The 26,680-nt window shown below is 66.8% G+C and carries 14 protein-coding genes and 2 pseudogenes; 10 read left to right on the forward strand and 6 right to left on the reverse strand.

From position 1 onward, the window contains the following. Positions 1 to 5: 5 nt before the first annotated feature. Positions 6 to 1,217 (reverse strand): ubiquinol oxidase subunit II, encoded by a 1,212-nt coding sequence (locus QP165_RS08045; protein WP_056017024.1) that lies wholly within the window; start codon positions 1,215 to 1,217, stop codon positions 6 to 8. A 219-nt stretch (positions 1,218 to 1,436) separates the two neighbouring features. Here QP165_RS08045 and QP165_RS08050 point away from each other — a divergent pair. Further along, positions 1,437 to 2,766: pseudogene (locus tag QP165_RS08050) on the forward strand (MFS transporter). Between the two features lie 345 nt (positions 2,767 to 3,111). Further along, positions 3,112 to 3,471, forward strand: a complete 360-nt coding sequence (locus QP165_RS08055) for a hypothetical protein (RefSeq protein ID WP_056017030.1) — start codon at positions 3,112 to 3,114, stop codon at positions 3,469 to 3,471. Between the two features lie 54 nt (positions 3,472 to 3,525). On the opposite strand, the gene QP165_RS08060 is transcribed toward QP165_RS08055, so the two are convergent. Further along, positions 3,526 to 4,350: a class I mannose-6-phosphate isomerase gene (locus QP165_RS08060; RefSeq protein ID WP_333995022.1), complete on the reverse strand. Its 825-nt coding sequence runs from the start codon at positions 4,348 to 4,350 to the stop codon at positions 3,526 to 3,528. Between the two features lie 248 nt (positions 4,351 to 4,598). Here QP165_RS08060 and QP165_RS08065 point away from each other — a divergent pair, with 248 nt between their 5' ends. The 7 genes and pseudogenes from QP165_RS08065 to QP165_RS08095 all read left to right on the forward strand — a co-directional run bounded on the left by QP165_RS08065 (position 4,599) and on the right by QP165_RS08095 (position 18,128). Further along, entirely contained in the window at positions 4,599 to 5,567 is a 969-nt protein-coding gene (locus tag QP165_RS08065) for an outer membrane protein assembly factor BamD (protein WP_333995024.1), read from the forward strand. 345 nt (positions 5,568 to 5,912) lie between these two features. Further along, positions 5,913 to 7,577, forward strand: a complete 1,665-nt coding sequence (gene recN / locus QP165_RS08070) for a DNA repair protein RecN (protein WP_333995026.1) — start codon at positions 5,913 to 5,915, stop codon at positions 7,575 to 7,577. A gap of 230 nt (positions 7,578 to 7,807) precedes the next feature. Then, positions 7,808 to 9,882, forward strand: a pseudogene (gene ligA / locus QP165_RS08075) (NAD-dependent DNA ligase LigA). A 213-nt stretch (positions 9,883 to 10,095) separates the two neighbouring features. After that, positions 10,096 to 13,395: a TonB-dependent receptor gene (locus QP165_RS08080; protein ID WP_333995029.1), complete on the forward strand. Its 3,300-nt coding sequence runs from the start codon at positions 10,096 to 10,098 to the stop codon at positions 13,393 to 13,395. A 182-nt stretch (positions 13,396 to 13,577) separates the two neighbouring features. Continuing rightward, positions 13,578 to 14,756, forward strand: coding sequence for a sensor histidine kinase (locus QP165_RS08085; RefSeq protein ID WP_082445778.1), 1,179 nt, complete (start codon positions 13,578 to 13,580; stop codon positions 14,754 to 14,756). Next, on the forward strand, positions 14,753 to 15,550 hold the full coding sequence (locus QP165_RS08090; RefSeq protein WP_031393111.1) for a LytR/AlgR family response regulator transcription factor: 798 nt from the start codon (positions 14,753 to 14,755) through the stop codon (positions 15,548 to 15,550). The genes QP165_RS08085 and QP165_RS08090 overlap by 4 nt, the downstream gene beginning before the upstream one ends. 709 nt (positions 15,551 to 16,259) lie before the next feature. After that, complete coding sequence (locus QP165_RS08095) at positions 16,260 to 18,128, forward strand: ABC-F family ATP-binding cassette domain-containing protein (RefSeq protein WP_056017052.1); 1,869 nt, start codon at positions 16,260 to 16,262, stop codon at positions 18,126 to 18,128. A gap of 203 nt (positions 18,129 to 18,331) precedes the next feature. Here QP165_RS08095 and QP165_RS08100 read toward each other — a convergent pair whose 3' ends face one another. The 4 genes from QP165_RS08100 to QP165_RS08115 form a co-directional block, all read right to left on the reverse strand. Then, complete coding sequence (locus QP165_RS08100; RefSeq protein WP_333995034.1) at positions 18,332 to 21,181, reverse strand: TonB-dependent receptor; 2,850 nt, start codon at positions 21,179 to 21,181, stop codon at positions 18,332 to 18,334. 303 nt (positions 21,182 to 21,484) lie between these two features. Beyond that, the gene (gene infC / locus QP165_RS08105; RefSeq protein ID WP_056017057.1) at positions 21,485 to 22,015 is read right to left on the reverse strand and encodes a translation initiation factor IF-3; all 531 of its coding nucleotides are present in this window, start codon (positions 22,013 to 22,015) and stop codon (positions 21,485 to 21,487) included. Between the two features lie 102 nt (positions 22,016 to 22,117). Beyond that, a complete protein-coding gene (thrS, locus tag QP165_RS08110) occupies positions 22,118 to 24,109 on the reverse strand; it encodes a threonine--tRNA ligase (RefSeq protein WP_333995037.1) in 1,992 nt (663 codons plus the stop codon). Between the two features lie 266 nt (positions 24,110 to 24,375). Next, complete coding sequence (locus QP165_RS08115; protein ID WP_333995040.1) at positions 24,376 to 25,191, reverse strand: LD-carboxypeptidase; 816 nt, start codon at positions 25,189 to 25,191, stop codon at positions 24,376 to 24,378. A 48-nt stretch (positions 25,192 to 25,239) separates the two neighbouring features. On the opposite strand from QP165_RS08115, the gene QP165_RS08120 reads away from it, so the two are divergent. Next, positions 25,240 to 26,664 carry a UDP-N-acetylmuramate--L-alanine ligase gene (locus QP165_RS08120; RefSeq protein ID WP_333995042.1) on the forward strand — a complete coding sequence of 475 codons (1,425 nt, stop codon included), beginning with the start codon at positions 25,240 to 25,242 and terminating at the stop codon, positions 26,662 to 26,664. The last annotated feature ends 16 nt before the right edge of the window (positions 26,665 to 26,680 follow it).

Below are 26,680 nucleotides of genomic sequence, written 5' to 3' on the forward strand. Positions count from 1 at the left end.
TTGACCTAGCCGAGGGCGAGGCGTTGCGTGCCGGGTGTCGGCACTGGGATCATTTGCGTGTGGTTGCGGTTCTGCGAGGCGCCGGGGGCATTGTTGCCGCCGTCCGATTTCGTCGTCGCGGGTGCCGACCAGTGCGGGGCGTTCCCCTTTTCGTCGGCATCCTTCATCAGCGCGCCTTCGACGCGGGTGGAGCCGTCCTGCGGACCGCTCCCGCCGTTGACGCCGGGCATCGCCATGCCGCCATGCGCGTCCTTCTTCATCAGATCGGACATGCACGCCTTGCCGGGCTTGACGCATTGCTCGACGATCGCCTGGAAAAGCCCGCCGTCGACCGCACCGAAATAGCGGACCGGGACCTTCTCGCTCGGCTTTTCGAGCTGCATGTAGTTGGTGCGGTTCAGCCCGCCGCCGCCGTTCCGGACCTTGGCGACCCAGGCATCGAAGCCTGCGTCGGACACGCCGTGGAAGCGGAAGCGCATCCCCGAGAAGCCCGCGCCGCTGTAATGCGACGAGAAGCCCTCATAGTTGCCGGGCTTGTTGATCACCGCGTGCAGCGTCGTCGCCATCCCGGGCATCGTGTAGATCATGCCCGCGAGCGCCGGGATGTAGAACGCGTTCATCACCGACGACGACGTCATCTTGAAGCGCAGCGGGCGATCGACCGGCGCGGCCAGCTCGTTGACCGTCGCGATGCCGTATTCGGGATAGATGAACAGCCATTTCCAGTCGAGCGCGACCACCTGGACGTCGAGCGGCTTGCCGCCCGTGATCGTCTGCTGGTTGTCCGAAAGCTGGCCGATCGGCGCATTCTCGCCGACATCGCTGGTCTGCGCCGAGATCCGGCCGAGCGGGCGATACGGGTCGAGCAGATGCGTGCTGGTCCATGTCAGCGCGCCGAGCGCGATGATGATCAGCAGCGGCACGCCCCAGATCAGCAGCTCGAGGCCGATCGAGTGATCCCAGTTCGGCTCGTACTTCGCGGCCTTGTTCGCCTGGCGGTAGCGATAGGCGAACAGCAGCGTCAGCACGATCACCGGAATGATGATCAGCAGCATCAGCCCCGTGGAAATGAGCACCAGGTCGCGCTGCTGCACCGCAATATCGCCAGACGGCGACATCACGACCCAGTTGCACCCACTGATCAGCAGCGCGGGCAGCACGGCGGCTGCGCGTAAGAGCCAGGATCTAGGCCTGGAATTCGATAGCTCGGCGGTCATATGCTCGCCCCTACGCCGCAGTTCGGTCATACCATAGTGGACAATTTGTCCAATGGGCGCCGCACTGCAGCAAAGGCATGGCGCTCATGCTGCGACAGACATAGGCGTTACGGAGAGAGTCCGAAAGGCCCTGCCCGCAGGTGAAAAAACGGCGTATGATCAATGCGCCGTCCGAACAGGCCATGGGCGGCGTGCCGCCTCACGGAAGCGAGTTTGAGAATGAGTGCACACGCAGGATCGACGTCTTTCGAGGACGATACCCGCGATCTCCACGATCACGGCAAAAAGATCTCGCCCGGCGAGATCGCGATCGGCGTGGTCATCGGCCGGACGTCGGAATTCTTCGACTTCTTCGTCTATGCGATCGCCTCGGTGATCGTCTTCCCCGCGCTCGTCTTCCCCTATGTCGACCGGCTGCAGGGGACGATCTACTCGTTCGCGGTCTTCGCACTCGCCTTCATCGCGCGGCCGTTCGGGTCGATCATCTTCATCGCGGTCGACCGTCTCTATGGTCGCAGCGCGAAGCTGACGATGGCGCTGTTCCTGCTCGGCACCGCGACCGTCGCGATGGGCTTCCTGCCCGGCTATGAGCAGGTCGGGAACTGGTCGGTCGTGCTGCTGTCGCTGCTGCGAGATCGCGCAGGGCATCGCGCTCGCCGGCGCATGGGACGGTCTCGCCTCGCTGCTGTCGCTCAACGCGCCCGAGGGTCGCCGCGGCTGGTACGCGATGCTGCCCCAGCTCGGCGCGCCGTTCGGCCTGCTCGTCGCCAGCGGTCTGTTCGCCTTCTTCGTCGCGACGCTGCCCGCCGCCGACTTCATCGACTGGGGCTGGCGCTATCCGTTCTTCGTCGCGTTCGCGATCAACGTCGTCGCACTCTTCGCCCGTCTCCGCCTCGTCGTCACGCCCGAGTTCGAGACGCTGTTCGAATCGCGCGCGCTCCAGCCCGCGCCCGTGCTCGACACGATCCGCGCGGAGGGCCGCACGATCGTGCTCGGCGCGTTCGCGCCGCTCGCCAGCTTCGCGCTCTTTCACATGGTCACCGTGTTCCCGCTCTCGTGGATCGTGCTCTTCACCTCGGAGACGCCCGGCCGCTTCCTGACGATCGAGGTCATCGGCGCCGCGATCGGTCTCGGCGCGACGCTCGTCTCGGGGCTGCTCGCCGACCGGATCGGCCGCCGTACGCTGCTCGGCAGCACCGCGGTGCTGATCGCGCTGTTCGCGATCGGCGCACCGATGCTGCTCAGCGGCGGTCCGACCGGCGAATGGGCGTTCATGATCATCGGCTTCCTGCTGTTCGGCCTGTCGTTCGGCCAGTCGTCGGGGTCGCTCGCGACCAGCCTCGGCAAGACGCACCGCTATACCGGCTCCGCGCTCACGACCGATCTCGCCTGGCTGTTCGGCGCGGGCTTCGCCCCGCTCGCGGCGCTCGTCCTGTCGAGCGAACTGGGTCTCGCCGCCAGCGGCGCGTATCTCTTCTCGGGTGCGGTCTGCACGCTCATCGCGCTCGGCGTGAACAAGGAACTGGCGAAGCGCGCGAACGAGCGCTGACCCGCCAACGATGACATCGTGACGGGGCGCCCTGCGCGTCCCGCCGGTGTCCCTGACCCGACCCACCCCACGCGCTCTCGTCCGCCGTCGCAGCCCTGCGGCGGCGGTTGACGTTACGGCAACGGCTCGTCGCAAATCCGCCGGGCCCGTCGCGCGCGCCGATTGACGCGCGAAAGACCGTACTGTACCGGACGGTATCGAAGACGATCGGGCGATACCGCCACGCCGCGTCGGATACGACTCGGTTCGCGAACGCCCTGCGCCTCGCCGATCACCGCCTGCCCATTCCAACCGCGTCGCGCGCTGGTGCGACGTGACCATCTGCCCATCCGAAGAGACCCGATCATGGCCTATCTCGACCTCGACAACCTGTTCGCCGCCCCCGCCGGTTCGGCCAGTGGCAGCCGTGTCATCGCGGCACGCACGGGGTTTTCGGCGCTCGAGTGGAACGTCATCCTGCTCGCGCGCAACGACAGCGTCGCCAGCCTGTCGAGTCGCGGCCGGGTCGCACGCGCGCTCGGCGCGATTTTCGGGATCGCCGCGCAGGCGCCGCTCGCGGATCCGCGGCTCGAGGCGCTGCGCCGCATCGCGGTCCACGCATGGCGAAAGGGACTTGCCCTCCCCGCCGCCGAGATCGAGCGATTCGTCGCCGCCGGGTTCCACCGCGCGCAGATCGACACGCTGATCGCGCGCGTCACCGCCTGACGCGGCGCTTCGAAATGCGGCGAACCGGGGCGCACCCCGATTCGCCGTCCCGCGTCAGATCCGCGTGGTGCCCGAATAGGCGAACAGCACGTCGGCATCGTCGGCCAGCACGACCTGCTCGCTGCCCGTCACCGTGACGCACTCGCCCGCCTTGAAATTGACGCCCGCGACCGAGCCCGACCCGGTGACCGGGATCAGCCAGCCCGTCTTGCCCTCGGGCAGCGTCACCGCATGCTCGCGCCCGCTCCACCGCTCGAGCACGAATTTCGGCCCCTCGACCTGGATCGTCCGCCCGTCGGACACGCGGCCGGGCGACGTGATCGGCTGATAGGGCACGGGATCCGACACCGCGATGCCGTCGTCGAGATGGAGTTCGCGGTCGCTGCCATAATCATAGAGACGGTACGTCGTCTCCGAATTCTGCTGCACCTCGATCACCGTCAGCCCGCCGCCGATCGCATGGATCGTGTCCGACGCGCAGTACATGAAGTCGCCCGCCTTGACCGGCTTCCAGTACAGCTTGTCCTCGATCGTCCCGTCGACCGCGGAGGCGCGCAGTTCCTCGTGCGAGATCGGCGTCTTCGTGCCGACCGCGATCGTCGAATCGGGTTCGGCGGCAAGCACCGTCCAGCATTCGTCCTTGCCGCGCGGCAACCCGCGCGCATGCGCCTGGTCGTCGTCGGGATGCACCTGCACCGACAGTTTCTCGCTCGTGAACAGATATTTGATCAGCAGGTCGGGGGTCGTGTCGCCCGGCTCCTGGAACCACACCTCGCCGATCGGCGGCGAACCCGGCGCCGGATCGTCGAAACCGGGCCAGAGGGTGTGGCGCCCCCATGGCTTCTCGACACGATGCGTGTGGAGCAGGGTGGCGGGCATAGGCTATTCCTTCTGACGTCGGGCGTATCGGCTCGGACATAGCCCTCGCGACGCCCGGTGGCGAGACGCTGTTAACGCGGGGGTTAACGCGGGGGTTAACGCGGGTCGTCCGCGTCCGATCCGACCCCGCCGGTTCGCCCCGCCCCGTCTGCGCCGGGTCAGCGCGATCCCCCGTGCGATCCCCCCGTGCAATCCCCCCGCCGAAGGGGATTGTTCGTGCGGCCCCGGTTACGCTAAGGACGACGTCCATGCGTATCCCCCAGTCTCGCGCGCTCACGATCGCGCTCCTCGCCGCCATAGCGCTCCCGATGGCCGGATGCGCGAGCTCGCGCACCTCGACCGACATTCCCTATGTCGCGCGCGACGTCGGCACGCTCTACTCGCTGGCCAAGCGCCGGCTCGATCAGGGGCGGTACAAGGAGTCGGCGCAGCTCTTCGACGAGGTCGAGCGCCAGCATCCCTATTCGATCTGGGCCCGCCGCGCGCAGGTGATGAGCGCGTTCAGCTATTATCTCGACGCCGATTACACCAAGTCGATCCAGTCGGCGCAGCGCTTCATCTCGGTCCATCCCGGCAACCGCGACGCCCCTTATGCCTATTACCTGATCGCGCTCGGCTATTACGAGCAGATCACCGACGTGACGCGCGACCAGAAGATCACGCGCCAGGCGCTCGACGCGCTCGGCGAACTGATGCGCCGCTATCCCAACACGCGCTACGCGTCGGACGCGCGGCTCAAGATCGATCTCGTCAACGACCATCTCGGCGGCAAGGAGATGGAGATCGGCCGTTTCTACGAGACGCGCGGCCAGTGGCTCGCGGCAAACGGCCGCTTCCGCACCGTCGTCGACCAGTATCAGCAGACCACGCACACCCCCGAGGCGCTGATGCGGCTGACCGAGACCTATCTCGCGCTCGGCGTCCCGATCGAGGCCGAAAAGGCCGCGGCGGTGCTCGGCCGCAACTATCCCGGCACCAGCTGGTACCAGCGCGCGTACAAGCTGATGCAGGAGCACCCGGTCAAGCCGCTCGCGCCGATCGCGACCGGCGCGCAGGTCGTCCCCGCGGGCACCCCCGGCGCGCTCCCCGCCGCCGGCCTCGGCGAGGCCCCGGCGATTCCCGGCTCGGTCGGCAATGGCGGCTCGGGCTCCGCCGCCCCAAGCGGCGCCGGCCCCGTCGGCCCCGCCGGCACCACCCGCACCACCCCCGGCAACTGAGCGGGGGGCACCCGCCCCCCTCGTCCCCCATTCAACGTCATCCTTACGAAAGTCAGGACCCAGAGCCACAAACGCACCCGTCCCCCACCCGCGTCATCCTGACGAAAGTCAGGACCCAGAGCCACAGCCGCGCCCGCCCCCCCCCGCGTCATCCTGACGAAAGTCAGGACCCAGAGCCACAGACCGCAGCGCTCGTAACCCTGGATCCTGACTTTCGTCAGGATGACGTGGACTGGGTAACGACAAGAGCGCCGCAGTAACGCGAACCCCCGCCCCCACCCCCTGCAAACCAGACGGAACATTGGGGGATCATTTTCGCATCCGGATCGTCTAAGGGACGAACCGATGCTGACCGAACTCTCCATCCGCGACGTGGTATTGATCGAGGCGCTCGACCTGGGCTTCGGCCCGGGACTCGGTGTGCTGACCGGCGAGACCGGCGCGGGCAAGTCGATCCTGCTCGACGCGCTCGGGCTGGCGCTCGGCGGCCGCGGCGACAGCGGGCTCGTCCGCCACGGCGCCGCGCAGGCGGTCGTCACCGCGACCTTCGATCCCCCCGCCCCCGGCACGCCGCTCACCGCGCTGCTCGACGAGAACGGGCTGACGATCGAGGCGGGCGAGCCGCTCATCATCCGCCGCATCGTCAAGGCCGATGGCGGCAGCCGCGGCTTCGTCAACGACCAGCCCGCCTCCGCCGGGCTGCTCCGCGAAATGGCGCCGACGCTCGTCGAGATCCACGGCCAGCATGACGAACGCGGCCTGCTCAACCCGCGCGGCCACCGCGCGCTGCTCGACATCTTCGGCCGCACCGAACCCGCCGCGACGACGCGCGCCTGGACCGCGCTGCGCGACGCCGAGGACGCCCTCGCCACCGCGCGCGCGGATATCGAGAGCGCGGCGCGCGACCGCGACTGGCTCGAGCACACCGTTGCCGAACTCACCGCGCTCGGCGCCGAACCCGGCGAGGAGGAAACGCTCGCCGACACCCGCCGCTCGATGCAGCGCGCGGAGAAGATCGCGGACGACCTGTCGGCGATCGACGACTATCTCGAAGGCTCAGACGGCGGGCTCGCCAAGCTGCGCCAGGCCGCACGCGTGCTCGAACGGATCGCGGGCGACCATGTCGCGCTCGCCGACGCGCTCGCCGCGGTCGACCGCGCGGTGATCGAGGGATCGGTCGCCGAGGAGCGGATGCGCGATGCCCGCATCGATCTCGCCTACGACCCGCGCAGCCTCGAGGACGACGAGGCGCGGCTGTTCGAACTCCGCGCGATGGCACGCAAGCACCGCGTCCAGCCCGACGACCTCGCCGCGCTCACTGACGAGATGCGCGCGCGGCTCGAACGACTCGACGCGGGCGAAGGCGGTATCGCCGTGCTCGAGGCGACGCTCGCCAAGGCGCGCGCCGCCTACGACAAGGCCGCGGACGCGCTCTCGGCCCGCCGTGCCAAGGCTGCGCTGCGACTCGACACCGCGGTCGCGGGGGAACTCGCGCCGCTGAAACTCGACGCCGCGCGCTTCCGCACCGTCTGCGCCCCGCTCGGCGAGGAGGGCTGGTCGGGCGCGGGCAAGGACCGTGTCGAGTTCGAGATCTCGACCAACCCCGGCGCGCCGTTCGCCGGCCTCACCAAGATCGCCAGCGGCGGCGAATTGTCGCGCTTCATCCTCGCCTTGAAGGTCGCGCTCGCGGAAGAAGGCGGCGCGACGACGATGGTGTTCGACGAGATCGACCGCGGCGTCGGCGGCGCGGTCGCCAGCGCGATCGGCGAGCGACTCGCCCGCCTCGCGCAGAGCACGCAGCTGCTCGTCGTCACGCACAGCCCGCAGGTTGCAGCACGCGGCGCCAAGCATCTGCTGATCGCAAAGAGTAACGACGGCACCGTCACGCGCACCGGCGTCCGCGCGCTCGACGAGGCCGAGCGCCGCGAGGAGATCGCCCGGATGCTCTCGGGCGCGACGATCACCGACGAGGCGCGTGCGCAGGCCGAACGGCTGCTTGAAACCGCTTAGTAGCGGCAATTTTTGAACGATATCGCTTAGTCGCAAAACTGTTTTGTTCGACGCGCGTTGCACGGATCCAAGCCCACCTTTAACCGAGGGCTTGCTTCGCGCAGCAGTATTCAACCCGACAACAGGTAAGCTGACTTAAAATGGCGGAACGTCAAACACGGCGCAAAAAGATTGAAACGCGTCACCTCCCGCTACCGCCCGCCGAAGCGCAAGCCGCTCATTCCCGGCTCATGCATGAGATCAAAACCCATGACGATCGGTATTACGTTCACGACGATCCGACGATAACCGATGCTGAGTATGACAATCTAAAGCTGCAGTTGCGCGAGATAGAACGAAAAGATCCCGACCTTCGTGATCTTTTTGACCCCACCTCGGTCGTGGCCGGATCTCCCGCAGCGCACCTCGCCAAGGCTCCGCACGCCAAAGCTATGCTGAGCTTGGATAATGCTTTTTCGGATGAGGACGTCGCCGAGTTTTTAATTCGCGTCCGCCGCTTCCTGAAACTCGCCGACGACGCCCCCGTCGCGCTCACCGCCGAGCCCAAGATCGACGGCCTGTCCTGCTCGCTGCGCTACGAGGACGGCCGGCTGGTCCAGGCGCTCACCCGCGGCGACGGCCAGGTCGGCGAGGACGTCACCGCCAATGTCCGCACGATCGCCGACATCCCGCAGACGCTCGGCGGAAAGCCCCCTTCCCCGCGGTCTTCGAGATCCGCGGCGAGGTGTATATGGCGAAGGCCGACTTCGCCGCGCTCAACGCCCGCCTGCTCGCGGACGCCGCACAGACCGGCAAGGAGGCGCGCCAGTTCGCCAACCCGCGCAACGCCGCCGCCGGCTCGCTCCGCCAGAAGGACGCGAGCATCACCGCCGAACGCACGCTGCGCTTCCTCGCGCATGGCTGGGGCGAGGCGAGCGCCGTCCCCGCCGAGACGCAGTCCGCGATCGTCGACCAGTTCCGCGCCTGGGGCTTCGCGGTCGCCGACGCCTTCGCGCGTGTCGAGGACGAACAGGGCGCGCTCGGCATCTACCGCGCGATCGAGGCGGGCCGGGCCGAGCTCCCCTTCGACATCGACGGTGTCGTGTACAAGGTCGACCGGCTCGACTGGCAGACGCGACTCGGCCAGGTCGCGCGCGCGCCGCGCTGGGCGATCGCGCACAAATTCCCCGCCGAGCGCGCGCAGACCACGCTCAACGCGATCGACATCCAGGTCGGGCGCACCGGCGCGCTGACCCCGGTCGCGCGGCTCGACCCCGTCACCGTCGGCGGCGTCGTCGTCACCAACGCGACCTTGCACAATTTCGACGAGATCGAGCGGCTCGGCGTCCGCGTCGGCGACCGCGTCCTCGTCCAGCGCGCGGGCGACGTCATCCCGCAGATCGTCGAGAGCCTGACCGCCGCCGAGGATCGCCCCGCCTATGTCTTCGACCGGCTCTGCCCCGAGTGCGGGTCGGCCGCCGAGCGCGAGGAGGGCGAGGTCGTCTATCGCTGCACCGGCGGGCTGATCTGCCCCGCACAGCGCGTCGAGCGGCTCATCCACTTCACCTCGCGCCACGCCTTCGACATTGGCGGGCTCGGCCAGACCCTGGTCGAGGCGTTCTTCCGCGACGGGCTGATCGAATCGCCCGCCGACATCTTCCGCCTGACCGAGGAACAGCTCGTCGCGCGCAAGAAGGACGGCCGCGTCTGGGCGGCCAAGCTGATCGCCGCGATCGACGCGCGCCGCCAGATCGCGCTCGACCGCTTCCTCTTCTCGCTCGGCATCCGCCATGTCGGCGAGATCACCGCACGCGACCTCGCGCGCCGCTATCGCTCGGCCAAGGCGCTCGGCAGCATGCTGCGCCGCGCGGTATTCCTCTACCACAGCATCACGCCCGTGATCGGCGAGCCCGAGCGCAAATATGTCCTGCGCCGCGACAAGCTGCTCGTCGGCGTGATCGAGACGGCGGGCGTCGGTCCCGAGGTCGCCAACGCGCTGATCGGCTTCTGCGCCGAGCCGCACAACCGCGCGGTCGTGTTCGACCTGCTGCGCGAGGTGACCCCGCTCGACGTCGTCCACGAGGCGCGCGATTCGGACGTCACGGGCCAGACGCTCGTCTTCACCGGCAGCCTCGAGACGCTCAGCCGCGACGAGGCCAAGGCGCAGGCCGAGCTGCTCGGCGCGCGAGTCGCGGCGTCGGTCTCGGCCAAGACCGACCTCGTCATCGCCGGCCCCGGCGCGGGGTCGAAGCTCAAAAAGGCGACCGACCTCGGGATCCGCGTCATCACCGAGGCGGAATGGGCCGCGATCGTCGCCGCCGCCTGAGCGTCGCGCGTCACGCACTTGATCGAGATTGGTTCCATCCGCGCGTGATCGGCGCGCGAGCGTGGCTTTTTTGCAACGCAATATGACGGAGTGCATCGCGTGCAACTCGCGACTCGCCAATGTCATGGAACCGAAATATTTGGGGCGCAGGGGCGCGGCTGACCGAACGACACGTCGCGGATCTCGAGCAAAAGCTCAAAGGGGACATTTCTAATGCGTAACAACCTTTTCCTGGGTGCGGCGGCGATTGCGCTGATCGCACCGATGGCCGCATCGGCACAGGAGACGACCGCCACGATCCGCGGCTCCGTTCAGTCGGCGGGCGCGCCCGTCGGTGCGGCAACCGTCACGATCACCCATGTCCCGTCGGGCTCGCGCTCGACCGCCACGACCGACGCGAACGGCACGTTCACGGCAACCGGTCTCCGGTCGGGCGGCCCCTTCACCGTCGACGTCACGTCGGCGCAGGGTAACAGCAGCGTCACCGACATCTACACCGTCATCGGCCAGCCCTTCGATCTCCCCATCGAACTCGCAGCGGGCGGCAATGCGGAGAGCGAAGAGATCGTCATCACCGCGTCGTCGATCCGTGGCGCCGGCACCTCGTCGGACGGCCCCCAGACGGTGCTCAGCGCGCGCGACATCGCCAAGGTCGCCTCGGTGAACCGCGACATCCGCGACATCCAGCGTCGCGACCCGTTCGCCACGCTCGATCTGTCGAACAACCGCGCCGTCAGCTTTGCTGGCAGCAACCCGCGCTTCAACCGCTTCTCGATCAACGGCGTCTCGGTCAGCGACAATTTCGGTCTGAACCCCGATGCCAGCCCGACCGCGCGCGGCCCGATCCCGTATGATGCGATCGCGCAGGTTTCGGTCTCGATCGCACCGTATGACTTCCGCCAGGGCAATTTCCAGGGCGGCGCGATCGACGCCACGCTCGCGTCCGGCACCAACGAATTCCACGGCACGGGCTTCTATTCGCAGAACACCGACGGGCTGTACGGCGAGCGGATCGGGTCGTTCAAGCGCCCCGCGACCAGCTTCAAGTCCGAGACCTACGGCGCAACGCTGTCGGGCCCGATCATCAAGGACAAGCTGTTCTTCATGGTCTCGGCCGAGCGCAACACCGAAGCGCGCCCGCTGACCGTGTCGTCGCCGTCGCAGGTGCCGTTCGGCACCGGCTTCCTGACCGAGGCGCAGGTGACCAACGTCGCCAACATCGCGCAGTCGGTCTATGGCTATGACGCCGGCCAGATCCTGACGATCGCGCAGCAGAAGGACGAGAAGATCGTCGGCAAGCTCGACTGGAACATCACCGATGGCCAGAAGCTCGCTCTGTCCTACGTCAACGCGTTCGACTCGTTCGTCGTCAGCGGCAGCAACTCCGTCAACAACGCGACCCCCGGCTTCTCGCTGGATTCGAACGGGTACAAGCTCGGCGAATTGCTCCGTGCCGGCATCGCGCAGCTGAACTCGGACTGGAGCGACACCTTCTCGACCGAAATCCGCGGTACCTACAAGCGCTATACGCGTACGCGTGACCCGCTGCGCGGCAACGACTTCGCGCAGTTCCGCGTCTGCCTCGATCCGAACTCGGTCGGCAGCGCCGGCGGGCAGCTGACGTGCAGCACGGGCACCCCAATCATCACCTTCGGTCCCGACAGCGCCAGCCAGTCGAACACCTTCGCGACCGAGACGTTCGGCGGCTCGGCGCTGGCCAACGTCACGGCCGGTGACCACAGCATCCGCCTGCTCGGCGAATTCGCGCATGTCACGATCAACAACCTGTTCCTGCAGAACACAGCCGGTAACTATTATTTCGACTCGCTCGCCGACTTCCAGGCGCGCCGGGCGAACTCGGTCACCTATCAGGATGCGGTCTCGCTCAACACGGCCGACGCCGCCGCGGACTTCGGGTATCAGCAGTACACGTTCGGCGTGCAGGACAGCTGGCGCGTCAGCGATACGCTGAACCTGACCTATGGCGCGCGCTACGACCTGTACGACATGCAGAGCCGCGTTCCCGCCAACGCCAACTTCCAGAGCCGCGTCGGCTTCACGAACACCAAGACCTTCAAGGGTCTCGGCGCGTTCCAGCCGCGCATCAGCTTCGACTTCAAGACCCCCGTTTCGGGCCTGAAGCTGCGCGGCGGTGCAGGCGTGTTCGCGGGCGGCGCCCCTGACGTCTATCTGTCGAACAGCTTCTCGAACACCGGCGTCGTCACCAACCAGGTGAACCTGACGCGCAACGTCAGTGGCCTGTCGGGGTACAACCAGCCGCTCGCGGTTGGCGACGCCGCGCTCAACAACGTCAACGGTGCGGCCATCCCGGCGGCGCTGTCGGGCTTCCTGTCGACCAACACCGGATCGCTGTCGACCGCGCCGGTGAACGCGATCGCGCCCGGCTTCGACCTCCCGTCGACGCTCAAGGCGACGCTGTCCGCGGATTACGACCTGTTCGGCATCCAGTTCGGCGCCGACTACATCTACTCGCAGGTCATCCAGCAGGTTCAGTTCAGCGACGCACGCTCGGTCGTTATCGGGCGCCTGCCCGATGGTCGCCCACGCTATGCCGCTCGGACCAGCGCCGGCGGGATCAGCTTCACCGATACGAACACCGACATCGTGCTCGGCAACACCGACCGCGGTCGTGGCCATGTGTTCGACGTCCGCGCCGCCAAGACGTTCGACTGGGGCCTGTCGCTCGGCGGCAGCTACACCTGGCAGGACGTGAAGGACGCGACGCCCGCCACCTCGTCGACCGCGCTGTCGAACTACGGCAACGGCGCGATGGTCGATCCGAACTTCGCCGCCTATGGCCGCTCGAACGACGAGACGCGTTGGGCGTTCAAGTATAATATCGGCTTCGATCACGCGTTCTTCGGCGACTATCGTACCGCGATCCAGCTGTTCGGCGAGACGCGTGCGGGCCGCAACTACAGCTTCACGATGATCGATCAGGCGTCGAACGGCTCGTCGGCGCGCAGCCCGGTGTTCGGCACGCTGTCGAACAACAACCGCTATCTGCTCTACGTACCGACCGGCGCCAATGATCCGCTCGTGAGCTACGACAACGCGAACACGCAGACGCAGCTCGAGGGCCTCATCAGCAACACCGAGCTGAACAAGTATCGCGGCCGGATCGCGGGTCGCAACATTGCCCGCAGCCGCGCCTTCACGCGCATCGATCTCCACCTCGAGCAGGAGGTTCCGACCTTCATCGGAAAGTCGCGCGTCACGCTGTTCGGCGATATCGAGAACCTGCCGAACCTGCTCAACAGCAAGTGGGGCGGCCTGCGTCAGCTCGCCTTCCCGTCCACCGCATCGGTCGTCACGGTTCAGTGCCTTGCCGTTGCGACCCCGACGGGTGCCACGGCTGTCCCCAACGCGAACGCAGGCCAGACCTGCGCCCAGTATCGCTACTCGTCGTTCCGTGAGCCTGCGACCGCCGTGTCGCCGGTGTTCAACGGATCGCTTTACCTGATCCGTCTCGGCGCGCGCTTCACCTTCTAAGCGTCGCGATGGCCTGACCGGTCATGAGGCCGCCGTTCCCCCGGGAACGGCGGCCTTTTCGTGTCCGCCCTCCACCAGCCCCCCACCGATCCCCCCGGCGCCACACGCCGTCCGCGAAAAACACCAATACCCCCAAGCCCTTTTGCGCGCGCCGCCGCCGCCGTGTAAGACCGCGGCCAATCATGGCCAGTTCTCCCGCCCCGCCCCCCGGCACCGCCGCCGGCAAGACCCCCGCCGCGCCGCCTGCCGCGTATCCCGGCACGACGCCGCGCCTGCCCTTTTCGGCGCGGCCGTTCTTCGAGAACAAGGCGCGCGCGTTCTGGACGCTGCAGGCGGTCGGGTGGAGCGGCTATCTCATGCTGCGCGGCGTCTCGTCGGTGTCGAACGGGCTCACGCTGACCTCGATCATCCCCGTCATCATCGAGGCGATCGTCGGCTATTGCATCACATTGCTGCTCTCGACGATGTACGGCTATTATCGCCGCATCCCGCGCCTGATCGGGCTGTTCCTGACGATCGCGACGCTGGCGGCCGCGACCTTCCTTTACGCGGTGCTCGACGCCTTTTCCTTCTCGTTCATCCAGACCGCAACGCCCGGGATCACGATCACGCGGATGCTCGGCTTCGTGTTCCTCAACTTCGTCACGCTGGCGGGCTGGTCGGCCTTGTATTTCGGGATCAACTTCTACCTGATCGTCGAGCAGCAGATCGACCAGATGGAGCATCTCGAGAACCAGGCGTCGTCGGCGCAGCTCGCGATGCTGCGCTATCAGCTCAATCCGCATTTCCTGTTCAACACGCTCAACTCGATCTCGACGCTGGTGCTGCTCAAACAGACCGAGCGCGCGAACGCGATGCTGTCGCGGCTGTCGTCGTTCCTGCGCTATACGCTGGCGAACGAGCCGACCGCGCACGTCACCGTCGCGCAGGAGGTCGACCAGCTGAAGCTGTATCTGGAGATCGAGAAGATGCGCTTCGAGGACCGGATGCGCCCCAAGTTCGACATCGATCCGCGCGCCGAACGTGCGCGCCTGCCGTCGCTGCTGCTCCAGCCGCTGGTCGAGAACGCGATCAAATATGCGGTCACGCCGCAGGAAGAGGGCGCGGAAATCTGTGTTACCGTGCGGCTGGCCGGGGAACGGGTGCAGATCGCCGTATCCGATACCGGACCGGGCTTGATCGATGGCCGGATCAGTCCAAGCCTTTCCACCGGCGTGGGGCTCGCTAATATTAGAGACAGGTTGGTGCAGGCATATGGGCCCGACCATCGTTTCGAAACCCGCTCCACGCCCGCTGGGGGCTTCTCGGTCGAGATCGAGATTCCCTATCAGCTTGAAGACGTGAACAGAGAGGCCGCATGACCATCCGTACCATTCTCGTCGACGACGAGCCGTTGGCGATCCAGGGGCTCGAACTGCGCCTCCAGGCGCATGAAGACGTCGAGATCATCGAAAAATGCTCGAACGGCCGCGAGGCGATTCGTGCGATCAAGACGCACAAGCCCGATCTCGTCTTCCTCGATATCCAGATGCCGGGCTTTGACGGCTTCTCCGTCGTGCAAGGGCTGATGGAGGTCGAGCCGCCTTTGTTCGTCTTCGTCACCGCCTATTCCGACCACGCGCTGCGCGCGTTCGAGGCGCAGGCGGTCGATTACCTGATGAAGCCCGTCGAGGAATCGCGGCTCGCCGACACGATCGAGCGCGTCCGCCAGCGTCTCTCGGAAAAGCGCGGCGTCGAGGAAGTCGACCGGTTGCGCGAAGTGCTCGCCGACGTCGCCCCCGATGCCGCGGCGGACATGCCCGACGGCGACGCGGTCTCTGCCAACCGCTTTGAAAAGCTCATCAACATCAAGGATCGCGGCCAGATCTTCCGCGTCGACGTCGACACGATCGAGCGGATCGACGCGGCAGGCGACTATATGTGCATCTATACCGGCGACAACACGCTGATCCTGCGCGAGACGATGAAGGACCTCGAAAAGCGCCTCGACCCGCGCCGCTTCCAGCGCGTCCACCGCTCGACGATCGTCAACCTCGACCTCGTCAAGCAGGTCAAGCCGCACACCAACGGCGAATGCTTCCTCGTGCTGAACTCGGGCGCGAGCGTGAAGGTCTCGCGCTCCTACCGCGACGTCGTGGCACGCTTCGTCCACTGATCCATCCCCCGCCGTCATCCTGACGAAAGTCAAGATCCAGACCCGCAAGCGCCCCCGCCCGCGACCCTGGATCCTGACCTCCGTCAGGATGACGGCCAGCGTGGGACAGCCGCGGCGAACCAAGCAACCAAGCCCGCCCGTTGCGAATCCACACCCGCAGCCCGACCATCCAAACCCCCGTCATCCTGACGAAAGTCAGGATCCAGAGCCCCACCCCCACCGCCCGCAACCCTGGATCCTGACCTCCGTCAGGATGACGACAAGCGTGGGACAGCCGCCGCGGGCCAAGCAACCAAGCCGGCTCGCTGCGAATCCAAACTCGGCAACCCGACCAGCAAAACCCCCGTCATCCTGACGAAAGTCAGGACCCAGAGCCACAAGCGCCCCCGCCCGTAACCCTGGATCCTGACCTCCGTCAGGATGACGACAAGCGTGGGGCGGCCGCCGCGAACCAAGCACCCAAGCCGGCCCGTTGCAGAATCCAAACCCCGCGACCCGACCTGCAAAAACCCCCGTCATCCTGACGAAAGTCAGGATCCAGAGCCCCAACCGCCCCCGCCCGTAACTCTGGATCCTGACCTCCGTCAGGATGACGGCAAACGTGGGGCGGCGTCCGTGGGCGAAAGCAACCGGGCTGACCGGGTATGAGCCCGCCCCCCTCACCCCGCCCCCTCGTAAAACCGTGCTGCATCTGCTAACGCCCGCGGCCATGCTGAACCTGAACAATATCACGGTGCGCCTTGGCGGACGCGTTATCCTCGATGGCGCCAGTGCCGCATTGCCGCCGGGCAGCCGAGTCGGGCTGATCGGGCGCAACGGCGCGGGCAAGTCGACGATGGTGCGCGTGATCGCAGGCCAGCTCGAACCCGATGACGGCTCCGCGGACATGCCCAAGGGCGCACGCATCGGCTATCTCGCGCAGGAAGCGCCGCACGGCGTGAAGACCCCGTTCGAGACCGTGCTCGAGGCCGATCTCGAACGCGCCGCGCTGATGCTCGAGAGCGAGACGAGCGAGGATCCCGATCGGCTCGGCGACGTGTACGAGCGGCTGATCGCGATCGACGCCTACACCGCGCCCGCGCGCGCCGCGCAGATCCTGCTCGGCCTCGGCTTCGACGAGGAGATGCAGGCGCGCACGCTCGACAGCTTTTCGGGTGGCTGGAAGATGCGCGTCGCGCTCGCCGCGTTGCTCTTCTCGCAGCCCGACCTGCTGCTGCTCGACGAGCCGTCGAACCATCTCGATCTCGAAGCGGTGATGTGGCTCGAGGACTTCCTCAAGAGCTACAAGGCGACGATCGTCGTCGTCAGCCACGAGCGCGATTTCCTCAACAACGTCGTCGATCACATCCTGCATCTGCAGGGCGGCAAGATCACGCTCTATCCCGGCGGCTACGACGCGTTCGAGCGTCAGCGCGCCGAGCGCCTCGCGCAGATCGAGGCGGCACGCGCCAACCAGGCGGTGCAGCGCGAGAAGCTGCAGGAATATATCGCCAAGAATTCCGCGCGGGCTTCCACCGCGAAGCAGGCGCAGTCGCGCCAGAAGATGCTGTCGAAGATGCAGCCGATCGCCGAGAGCTATAACGATCCGACCTTGTCGTTCGGATTCCCCAACCCGACCGAGCTCCGCCCGCCGCTGATCACGCTCGACATGGCGACGGTCGGCTATGCCGACGTGCCGATCCTCAAGCGGCTCAACATGCGGCTCGATCCCGACGACCGCGTCGCGCTGCTCGGGCGCAACGGCAACGGCAAGACGACGCTCGCGCGGCTGCTCGCGGCACAGCTGACGCCGATGGACGGCGAGATGGCGTCGTCGGGCAAGATGAAGGTCGGCTATTTCACCCAGTATCAGGTCGAGGAGCTCGACCCGACCGACACGCCGATCGAGCATATGTCGCATCTGATGAAGGGCGCGACGCCCGCCGCCGTGCGCGGCCAGCTCGGCCGGTTCGGCTTTTCGGGCGACAAGGCGACGACCAAGGTCGGCAAGCTGTCGGGTGGCGAACGCGCGCGCCTCGCACTCGCGCTCATCACGCGTGACGCGCCGCATCTGCTGATCCTCGACGAGCCGACCAACCATCTCGACGTCGATGCGCGCGAGGCGCTGGTCCAGGCGCTCAACGCCTATACCGGCGCCGTCGTGCTCGTCAGCCATGACCGCCACATGCTCGAGCTGACCGCCGACCGCCTCGTGCTGGTCGACGACGGCACCGCGAAGGAATTCGACGGCAGCCTCGACGATTACATCGCGTTCGTGCTCAAGGGCGACGCGGGCAAGGGCGATGCCGCGTCGAAGGCCGACAAGAAGGCGGGCAAGAAGGCCGCCGCGGACGCCAAGAGCAACGACGCCGCGCTGCGCAAGGCGCTCCGCGAGGTCGAGGAGCAGACCGCCAAGTTCACCAAGGAACGCAACGCGATCGACCGCGCGATGATCGACCCGGCCAATGCCGAGCCGCGCTTCTCGCGCATGTCGATGGGCGACCTCAGCAAGCGCCGCGCCGAAGTGAACGCCAAGCTCGAGGCAAGCGAGGCCAAGTGGCTCGAGGCAAGCGAAGCGCTCGAATCGATCGCCGCCTGACCCCCGGGGGGGTGCGAACCCCGTCCGGTCACGCCCTCCCGCGTCATCCTGACGAAAGTCAGGATCCAGAGCCACGAACGTCCCGCTGAGTTATCCTGGATCCTGACTTTCGTCAGAATGACGGACGTGAACGAAAGCCCCGCCAAAAAAAGGCCGGCCCGCTCACCCGAGCGGACCGGCCTCCCCTTAGCCCTGTCGAACGATCAGAACCGCGTGCGCAGCGTCAGCCCGTACGTCCGCGGCTCGGCGAGGTACGAGGTGAAGATCTGGTTCCCCACGCCGCCGAACGCCTTGACCTGGTCGAGGTTGCCCGCACCCTGGAACGGCGCGTTGAATCCGACCTGCTGGTAGTCGGTGTCGAGCAGGTTCTGCGCCCAGAGCTCGATTGCCCATTTCTGCGCGGGCCCGCGGATGCCGACGCGCGCGTTCATCAGGAAGAAGCCGTCCTGCGTCTTCTCCGTGAACAGGTCCGACCCGGTGTTGTAATCGCTCGTCATGCGGCCATCGAGATAGAACAGCCCGGTGATCCCCGACGAACCCAGATCGGGCGTCCAGGTCGTCGATGCCGTCACCGTGTGCTTCGGCGCGTTCGAGACGTTGTTGCCCGACAGCAGGAACAGCGCGGGGTCGAGCGCCTCGCCCGTCTCCGATCCGACCAGGTTGTTTTTGAACTTCGTGTCGACGAATGTGTAGCCGAGGCTCACTGCGACGTTGCGGACCGGGAACAGCCCCGCCTCGAGTTCGAAGCCCTGCGACTGGACGCCGTATTTCACGTCGCCGGTGCACGCGCCCGTCGCCGCACTCGCATCGCGATCCGCACCATTGAGGCTGGTGTCGCACGAGCTGATGTTCTGGACGATGAAGTTGGTGCCGTTGAACGTGTTCAGCTGGAAGTTCTTGAACTCCTGGCGGAAGCCCGCGACGTTGAACGTGAAGTCGCTCGACGTGAACTTCAGCCCGACTTCGTACGCGTTGACCGTCTCGGGATCGAACCGCAGCCGGCTCGCGCTGGCATTGGTCGGCGCCGCGAAGACGTTCGCGGTCAGATCCGACCGGTCGAGGTTATAGCCACCCGCCTTGTAGCCGCGCGAATAGGACGCATAGAGCAGCGTGTCGGTGCGTGGCTTGTACGACACGATACCCGTGCCGCTGAACTCGCCTTCCTTGAATCCGTCGTTGAGATCGAGCGCGTTCAGCGCCGAGGTCGAGTTGCCCGTGCAGGTCAGCGTGACGATCCCGCCGACGATCTGGTTGAGCTGCGCACGCTGCGCCGCGGTCAGGCCGGGCGCGCCCGCGATCCCGGCGAACACCTGGCTGCCGGTCGCCTGCTGCGCGGGGCAGAGCGTGTTGTTGTTGTTGAAATCGGCGTGGAAATCCTTCTGCTCGTGCGTGTAGCGAAGACCACCCGTGATCGACAGCTTGTCGGTCACCTTGAAGATGTTGTGCGTGAAGAACGCGTAGTTCTTGCTGTCCTGGTAATAGGTCGAACGCTGATCGCCCAGGTTGTTGAGCGCGCTCAGCCGGTCGATCATGCCGAGGATCGGCTGCGCGAGCTGGCCGAAGTTCGCGCCGAACGCCTGCCGCCCGGTGGCCCCGCCGAACGCCGCGACGGGCGTCGTCCCGAGGCAGCCCGGCGCGTTGGGGTTGCGCAGCGCCGCGATCGGGCTGACCGTCGCGACGATCCGGCACGCCGCGAACGCGCCATACTGCGTCCCGAACTTCAGATTGTCCGCGACGACCAGGTCTTCCTTCGAGAAATAGCCGCCGATCAGCCAGTCGAGCTTGTCGTTGAACAGCGACCCGTTCAGCCGGACTTCCTGGCTGAACGTGTGGAACTGGCGATAGCTGTTGCCGTCGTCCGCGCGGTAACCGATGTCGAGATTGCCGTAATCGATGTCCGCCGCGCCGCCCGACTTGTACTCGCGATACGCGGTGATCGAGGTCAGCTGCGCAAAGCCCAGGTTCGCGTCGATCTGGCCCGAGCCGCCATAATCCTTGGTGATGTTCGAATAGGCGCGGCCCAGCGTGTTGGCGATGCGGCGGTTATACGGATCGCCCTGGCTCGGGAACACCGCACCCATGCTCTGCATCACCTGCTGGATGCGGTTGCCCGCGGGGTTGATCGCGAAGTCGCCCGCGACGCCGGGCGTCGGGTCGATCTTCTCGCGCGTGTCGATATAGACCGCACCGCAGCATTTCTCGTCGCGCCGCGTGTAATCGCCGATCAGGCGGACCGACACGTCGCTGCTCGGCTCGAACAGCAACTGGCCGCGCACGAAGTAGCGGTTGCGGTCGTTGTAATCGGTCTTGTTGATGACGTCGTAATAATAGCCGTCGCGCTTGCCGAACACGCCGTCGAGCCGGAACGCCAGCTTGTCCTTGATGATCGGCCCGGTCAGCCCGCCCGCGATGCGGATATTGTTGTAATTGCCGTAGGTCGCGTCGGCATAGCCGCCGAACTGGTAGGACGGCAGCTTGGTCAGGATGTTGATCGTGCCCGCCGACGCGTTGCGACCCGCGAGCGTCCCCTGCGGCCCGCGCAGCACCTCGATCCGATCGACTTCGCCGAGATCGTTCAGCCCCGACCCCGTGCGGCTGCGATAGACGCCGTCGATGAACACCGCGACCGAGCTTTCGAGACCGGGATTGTCACCGACCGTGCCGATGCCGCGGATACGCGCCGAGGCGTTCGCCTCCGAACCGGTCGACGAGATCAGCAGCGATGGCGCGAGCTGCGTCATCTGGCGGATATCGGTCGCGCCCGAATTCTGCAGCGCGGCCTGCCCGACGGCGGACACCGCGATCGGCACGTTCGACAGCCGCTCGGAGCGGCGGGTGGCGGTGATGACGATGTCACCCGCGTTGACCGGCTGCGGCGTGTCGTTGACCGCGACCGGCGGCTGCTGCGCGTCGACCGATCCCGCCGCCGTACCCGAGGCGTTTGAGGGTACGGTCTGCGCCTCGGGCTGCGTCGTCGGGACGTCCTGCGCATAGGCGGGCGCGGCGAGCGCGACGGTAGCAGCGGCAGACAACAGATACGCGGTCATACGCATGGGCATCTCTCCTGGCGGCTTCGAATTAGTTCGAATATCCGGTTTGGTCAGGAGGTAAGGAGAAACCTGCGTCAACGTCCATCAATTTCCGTATGCGGCAAACGCTTTCCGGCAATTGTGTCGCAGATGCGCAACACCGGGCCCCGACGGGACCCGGCGTGACACGCGCTTGACGCTACGGCTGGCTGGCGGAGGCGGGTCTGGCGCAACGCACGGACCCGACGACCCCGAAATTATTTACAGGAAGTTTTTACAAGCCGCCCCCGGCCGGCTTGAGCCTGGCCGGGGGGCTGCGAGCATCGCTTACTTGGGCGCGAGCACCATCAGCATCTGACGGCCTTCCATGCGCGGGTATGCCTCGATCTTGGCAATCTCCGCGACGTCGTCCTGCACGCGCTTCAACAGGTTCATGCCCAGCTGGCCATGGCTCAGCTCGCGGCCACGGAAGCGCAGCGTGATCTTGACCTTGTCGCCCTCGCCGATGAAGTCGTTCACCTTCTTCATCTTCGTGTCGTAATCATGGTCGTCGATGTTCGGACGCATCTTGATCTCCTTGATCTCCTGCGTCTTCTGCGACTTGCGTGCGAGGTTCGCCTTCTTCTGCGCCTCGTACTTGAACTTGCCCACGTCGAGGAACTTGGCGACGGGCGGATCGGCGTTGGGCGAAACCTCAACCAGGTCGAGGCCGAGCTCGGCCGCCTGCTCCATCGCTTCGCGCGTGAACATCACGCCCAGATTCTCGCCCTCGTGATCGATCACGCGGACCTTCTGGCTCTGGATGAATTCGTTGAATCGCGGGCCGTTCATCGCGGGAGTCTGCATGGGCCGGCGCATCGTGGGAGGACGTATGGGGGTTGCTCCTGTTGTTTCTGACGCAGTATTTGGGCCGACTCATAGCGTAAAATCGCTTGCGCGGATAGCCGGCCCGTTACGACATCACATATCGGGTGCGCGCGCCTCGACCGCAAGGCGTGCCACCGCCTCGTCGAGCGACAGCATCTCCTGCCCCTGGCTGCCGAGCCGCCGGATCGCGACCGTCGCCTCGTCCGCCTCGCGCTTGCCGACCACCAACAGCACCGGAACCTTGGCCAGCGAATGCTCGCGCACCTTGTAGTTGATCTTCTCGTTGCGAAGATCGGTCTCGACGCGGATTCCCGCCTTGCGCAGCGCCGCCACGACACTGTGCGCATACTCGTCCGCATCCGACACGATCGTCGCGACCACCACCTGCACCGGCGCCAGCCACAGCGGGAAGCGCCCGGCATGATGCTCGATCAGGATGCCGATGAACCGCTCGAACGTGCCCAGAATCGCGCGGTGGAGCATCACCGGCCGGTGCCGCTCGCCGTCCGCGCCCACGTACGACGCGTCGAGTCGCTCGGGCAGCACGCGGTCCGACTGGATCGTGCCGACCTGCCACGTCCGCCCGATCGCATCGGTCAGGTGGAATTCAAGCTTCGGCGCATAGAACGCCCCCTCGCCCGGCAGTTCCTCGAAATTCGCCTTGATCGTGTCGGACAAGGTCGACTGCATCACCGCCTCGCGCAGTTCGGCTTCCGCCTTGTCCCACATCGCGTCGTCGCCGAACCGCTTCTCGGGGCGCAGCGCGAGCTTCACCGCATACTCCTCGAAGCCCAGATGCTTGTACACGCTGTCGAGCAGCTCGCAGAATTTCCGGACCTCTTCGACCAGCTGATCCTCGCGGACGAAGATATGCGCGTCGTCCTGCGTGAACTGCCGCACGCGCATGATCCCGTGCAGCGCGCCATGCGGCTCGTTGCGGTGGCAGCAGCCGAACTCCGCCATCCGGATCGGCAGGTCGCGGTACGACTTGATCCCCTGCTTGAAGATCAGGACGTGCGCCGGGCAGTTCATCGGCTTCAGCGCCATCAGGTCGCCTTCGCCCGAAAGCACCGCGCCCTCGTCCTCGACGTTCGGAATCTCGTCGGGCACCACGAACATGTTCTCGCGATACTTGCCCCAGTGGCCCGACTGCTCCCACTGCTTGGCGTCCATCAGCTGCGGCGTCTTCACCTCGGCATAATCCGCCGCGTCGAGCCGCCGGCGCATATACGCCTCGAGCTGCCGCCACAGCACGAAGCCGTTGGGATGCCAGAACACCGACCCCTGCGCTTCGCTCTGGAGGTGGAACAGGTCCATCTCCTGCCCGATCTTGCGGTGATCGCGCTTGGCCGCCTCCTCCAGCCGGAACAGGTGCTGGTCGAGCTGCTTCTTGTTGAGCCAGCCGGTGCCGTAGATCCGGCTCAGCATCGCGTTCTTCTGGTCGCCGCGCCAATAGGCGCCCGAGACGCGCGTCAGCTTGAACGCAGCCGGGTCCAGCTTGCCGGTCGAGACCATGTGCGGCCCGCGGCACATGTCGAGCCACTCGCCCTGGCGATAGATCGTCAGTTCCTCGCCCTCGGGCAGTTCGGCGGCCCATTCGGCCTTGAACGTCTCGCCCTGCTCGGTCCACCGGTCGATCAGCTGCTGGCGGCTCCACACCTCGCGCAGGAACGGCTCGTTCCGCGCGATGATCGCCCGCATCTCGGCCTCGATCGCGGGCAGGTCCTCGTCGGTGAACGGCCGGTCCTTGGGCGCGAAGTCGTAATAGAAGCCGTCGTCGGTCGCCGGCCCGAAGGTGATCTGCGTGCCCGGAAACAGATGCTGCACCGCTTCGGCCATCACATGCGCGAGGTCATGCCGCACCAGCTCCAGCGCATCCGCCTCGTCACGCGCGGTGACGAGCGCGAGCTGCGTATCCCCTTCGAACGGCCGCCCCAGATCGCGCACCTGCCCATCGATCCGCGCCGCCAGCGCCGCCTTGGCAAGCCCCGGCCCGATCGCCGCAGCGACATCCGCGGGCGTAGTCCCGGGCGCAACCTCGCGGACGGAGCCGTCGGGAAGCGTAATGCGGAACATGGCAGACATGAGGAACTTTCTCGTGATGGAAGAACGGCGCTTATGCCGTCGCGCAGCCGATATAGGCAACCCGCCACGCACCGACACCCCTTCCGTCATCCTGACGAAAGTCAGGATCCAGTGCCAAGCAGCACCACCCCCGCAACGCTGGATCCTGGGCCAAGCCCAGGATGACGAGAAGGGAGCGCCGCCCCGCCCCCGTCATCCTGACGAAAGTCAGGACCCAGAGCCAAACAGCACCCCGCCCCGTAACCCTGACGCGTGAACAGCCCCCCTCAAGCCACCCCGAACGGCACCACATGGTTCGCCTGCGTGTGCCCCACCTCGGCCCGCCCCAGATACGGCACCCCCATATCCCGCGCCCACCGCACCATCATATAGTCGAGCGTCTCCCCCCAGGCCGGCTCGTTCGCCTGCACCGCGGTCACCGCCCCCAGCCTGAGCCCCGCAATCCCCTTCAGCTGCGTCGCGTTCGCCACCTTGAACAGCATCCGGTCGATCGCATACATCGGCTCCGACACCTCCTCGACGATCAGCACGTGATCGGTCAGGTCCGGGAGCCACGGCGTCCCGATCAGCGACGTCAGGATCGACAGGTTGAACGCCGCCGAAGGCTGCCCCCGCAAGCCCGGCTCGAGCCCCGAGCGATCCCCCCGCGCCATCCACCCGAGCGACCGCGCGACCGTCGCCTCGCCGTCATGCCGGTTGATGTCGCTCACCATCGGGCCGTGCGCCACCCGCCCGATCCGCCGCGCGTACAGCGCGCCCAGCAGAAACCCGACATCCGAATAGCCCAGATACGTCTTGTGCCGCGCCGCGCGCCCCAGCTCGGGCATCACCATCGCGAGGATCCGGTTCGCGCCATAGCCCCCGCGCAAAAACCAGACCGCGTCGAACGCCGGATCGTTCGCATATTCCAGAAACGCCGCCGCGCGCGCGAAATCCGACCCCGCGAAATGGCCGTCGGTCGCGGTGCATTGCGGATGGAACACCAGCTCGACCTCGGGAAACGCGCGCGCCACATAGGCGGTCATCACGGGGATCGCCGAGGGATTGGTCCGGCTCGACGCGGCGAGAACACCGATGCGCATGGTTCGTCCTGTCTTGCCCCGTTACGCAACCGCCGATAGCGCGGTCGCATGGATATCACCAACCCCTCCGACCAGCCCGCCGCCGGCCAGCCCGCCTATTTCTTCGTCGGCATCGGCGGGTCGGGCATGATGCCGCTCGCGATGATCCTCGCGGGCCGCGGCGCGACCGTCGCGGGGTCGGACCGCAATCTCGACCAGGGCCGCGTCCCCGCCAAGTTCGCCGACCTCGCTGCCAAGGGCGTCGCGCTCTTCCCGCAGGACGGCAGCGGCATCGTCTCGCCCGACCAGATCGTGATCGCGTCTGCCGCGATCGAGCCGACCGTCCCCGACATGATCGCCGCCGACGCGCAGGGCTGCACGCGCTCGACCCGCGCGGCGATGCTCGCCTCGCTGTTCAACGACAGCCGCCTCCCGATCGGTGTCGCGGGCACCAGCGGCAAGTCGACCGTGACGGGCATGATCGGCTGGATCCTCCACACCGCCGGCCGCGACCCGACCGTGATGAACGGCGCGGTGATGAAGAACTTCGCAGGGCCCGACGCGCCCTTCGCCAGCGCGCTCGTCGGCGAAGGCGACGCGTTCGTCAGCGAAGTCGACGAAAGCGACGGCTCGATCGCGCACTACGCGCCGAAGATCGCCGTGCTCAACAATGTCAGCCTCGACCACAAGTCGCTCGACGAACTCCGCGCGCTCTTCGGCACCTTCATCGCCAAGGCCGAGACCGCGGTCGTCAACGCCAACGACCCGGACGCCGCCGCGCTCGCGTCGCGCCTCCCCCGCGGCCAGGTCACCACCTTCGCGATCGACGCCTCCGCCGACCTCCGCGCCGAGAACCTCAAGCCCGAACCCTTCGCGATTGGCTTCGACCTCGTCTCGCGCGGCGTCCGCACGCGCGTGAAACTCGCGGTCCCCGGCCGCCACAACGTGTCGAACGCGCTCGCCGCGATCGGCGCGGCGATGGCCGCCGACGTGTCGCTCCCCGACGCGGTCAAGGCGCTCGCGAGCTTCACCGGCCTGCGCCGCCGCTTCGACCTCGTCGGCGAAGCGAACGGCGTCGCGGTGATCGACGATTTCGGCCACAACCCCGACAAGATCGCCGCGACGCTCGACACGCTCCACGCGTTTCCCGGCCGCCTGCTGATCCTCTTCCAGCCGCACGGCTATGGCCCCTTGAAGGTCATGGGCACCGAACTCGTCGCCACCTTCGTCGAGCGTATGGCGCCCGAAGACCTGCTCGTCCTGCCCGACCCGGCCTATTACGGCGGCACCGTCACCCGCGAGGTCACCAGCGCCGACATCGCCGCGCAGATCGCAGCGGGAAGCCGCGACGCGCGCCACATCGCCGACCGCGCCGACGCCGCCGCGCTGCTGGTTGCCGAGGCGCGCCCCGGCGACCGCATCGTCGTGATGGGCGCGCGCGACGACACGCTCGGGCTGCTCGCGGCGACCATGGTCGAATCCCTCGCCGGCTGATAGGATAGCCGCACCA

The organism is Sphingomonas sp. 22R3R2A-7, assembly GCF_036856055.1.
Taxonomy (GTDB): domain Bacteria; phylum Pseudomonadota; class Alphaproteobacteria; order Sphingomonadales; family Sphingomonadaceae; genus Sphingomonas.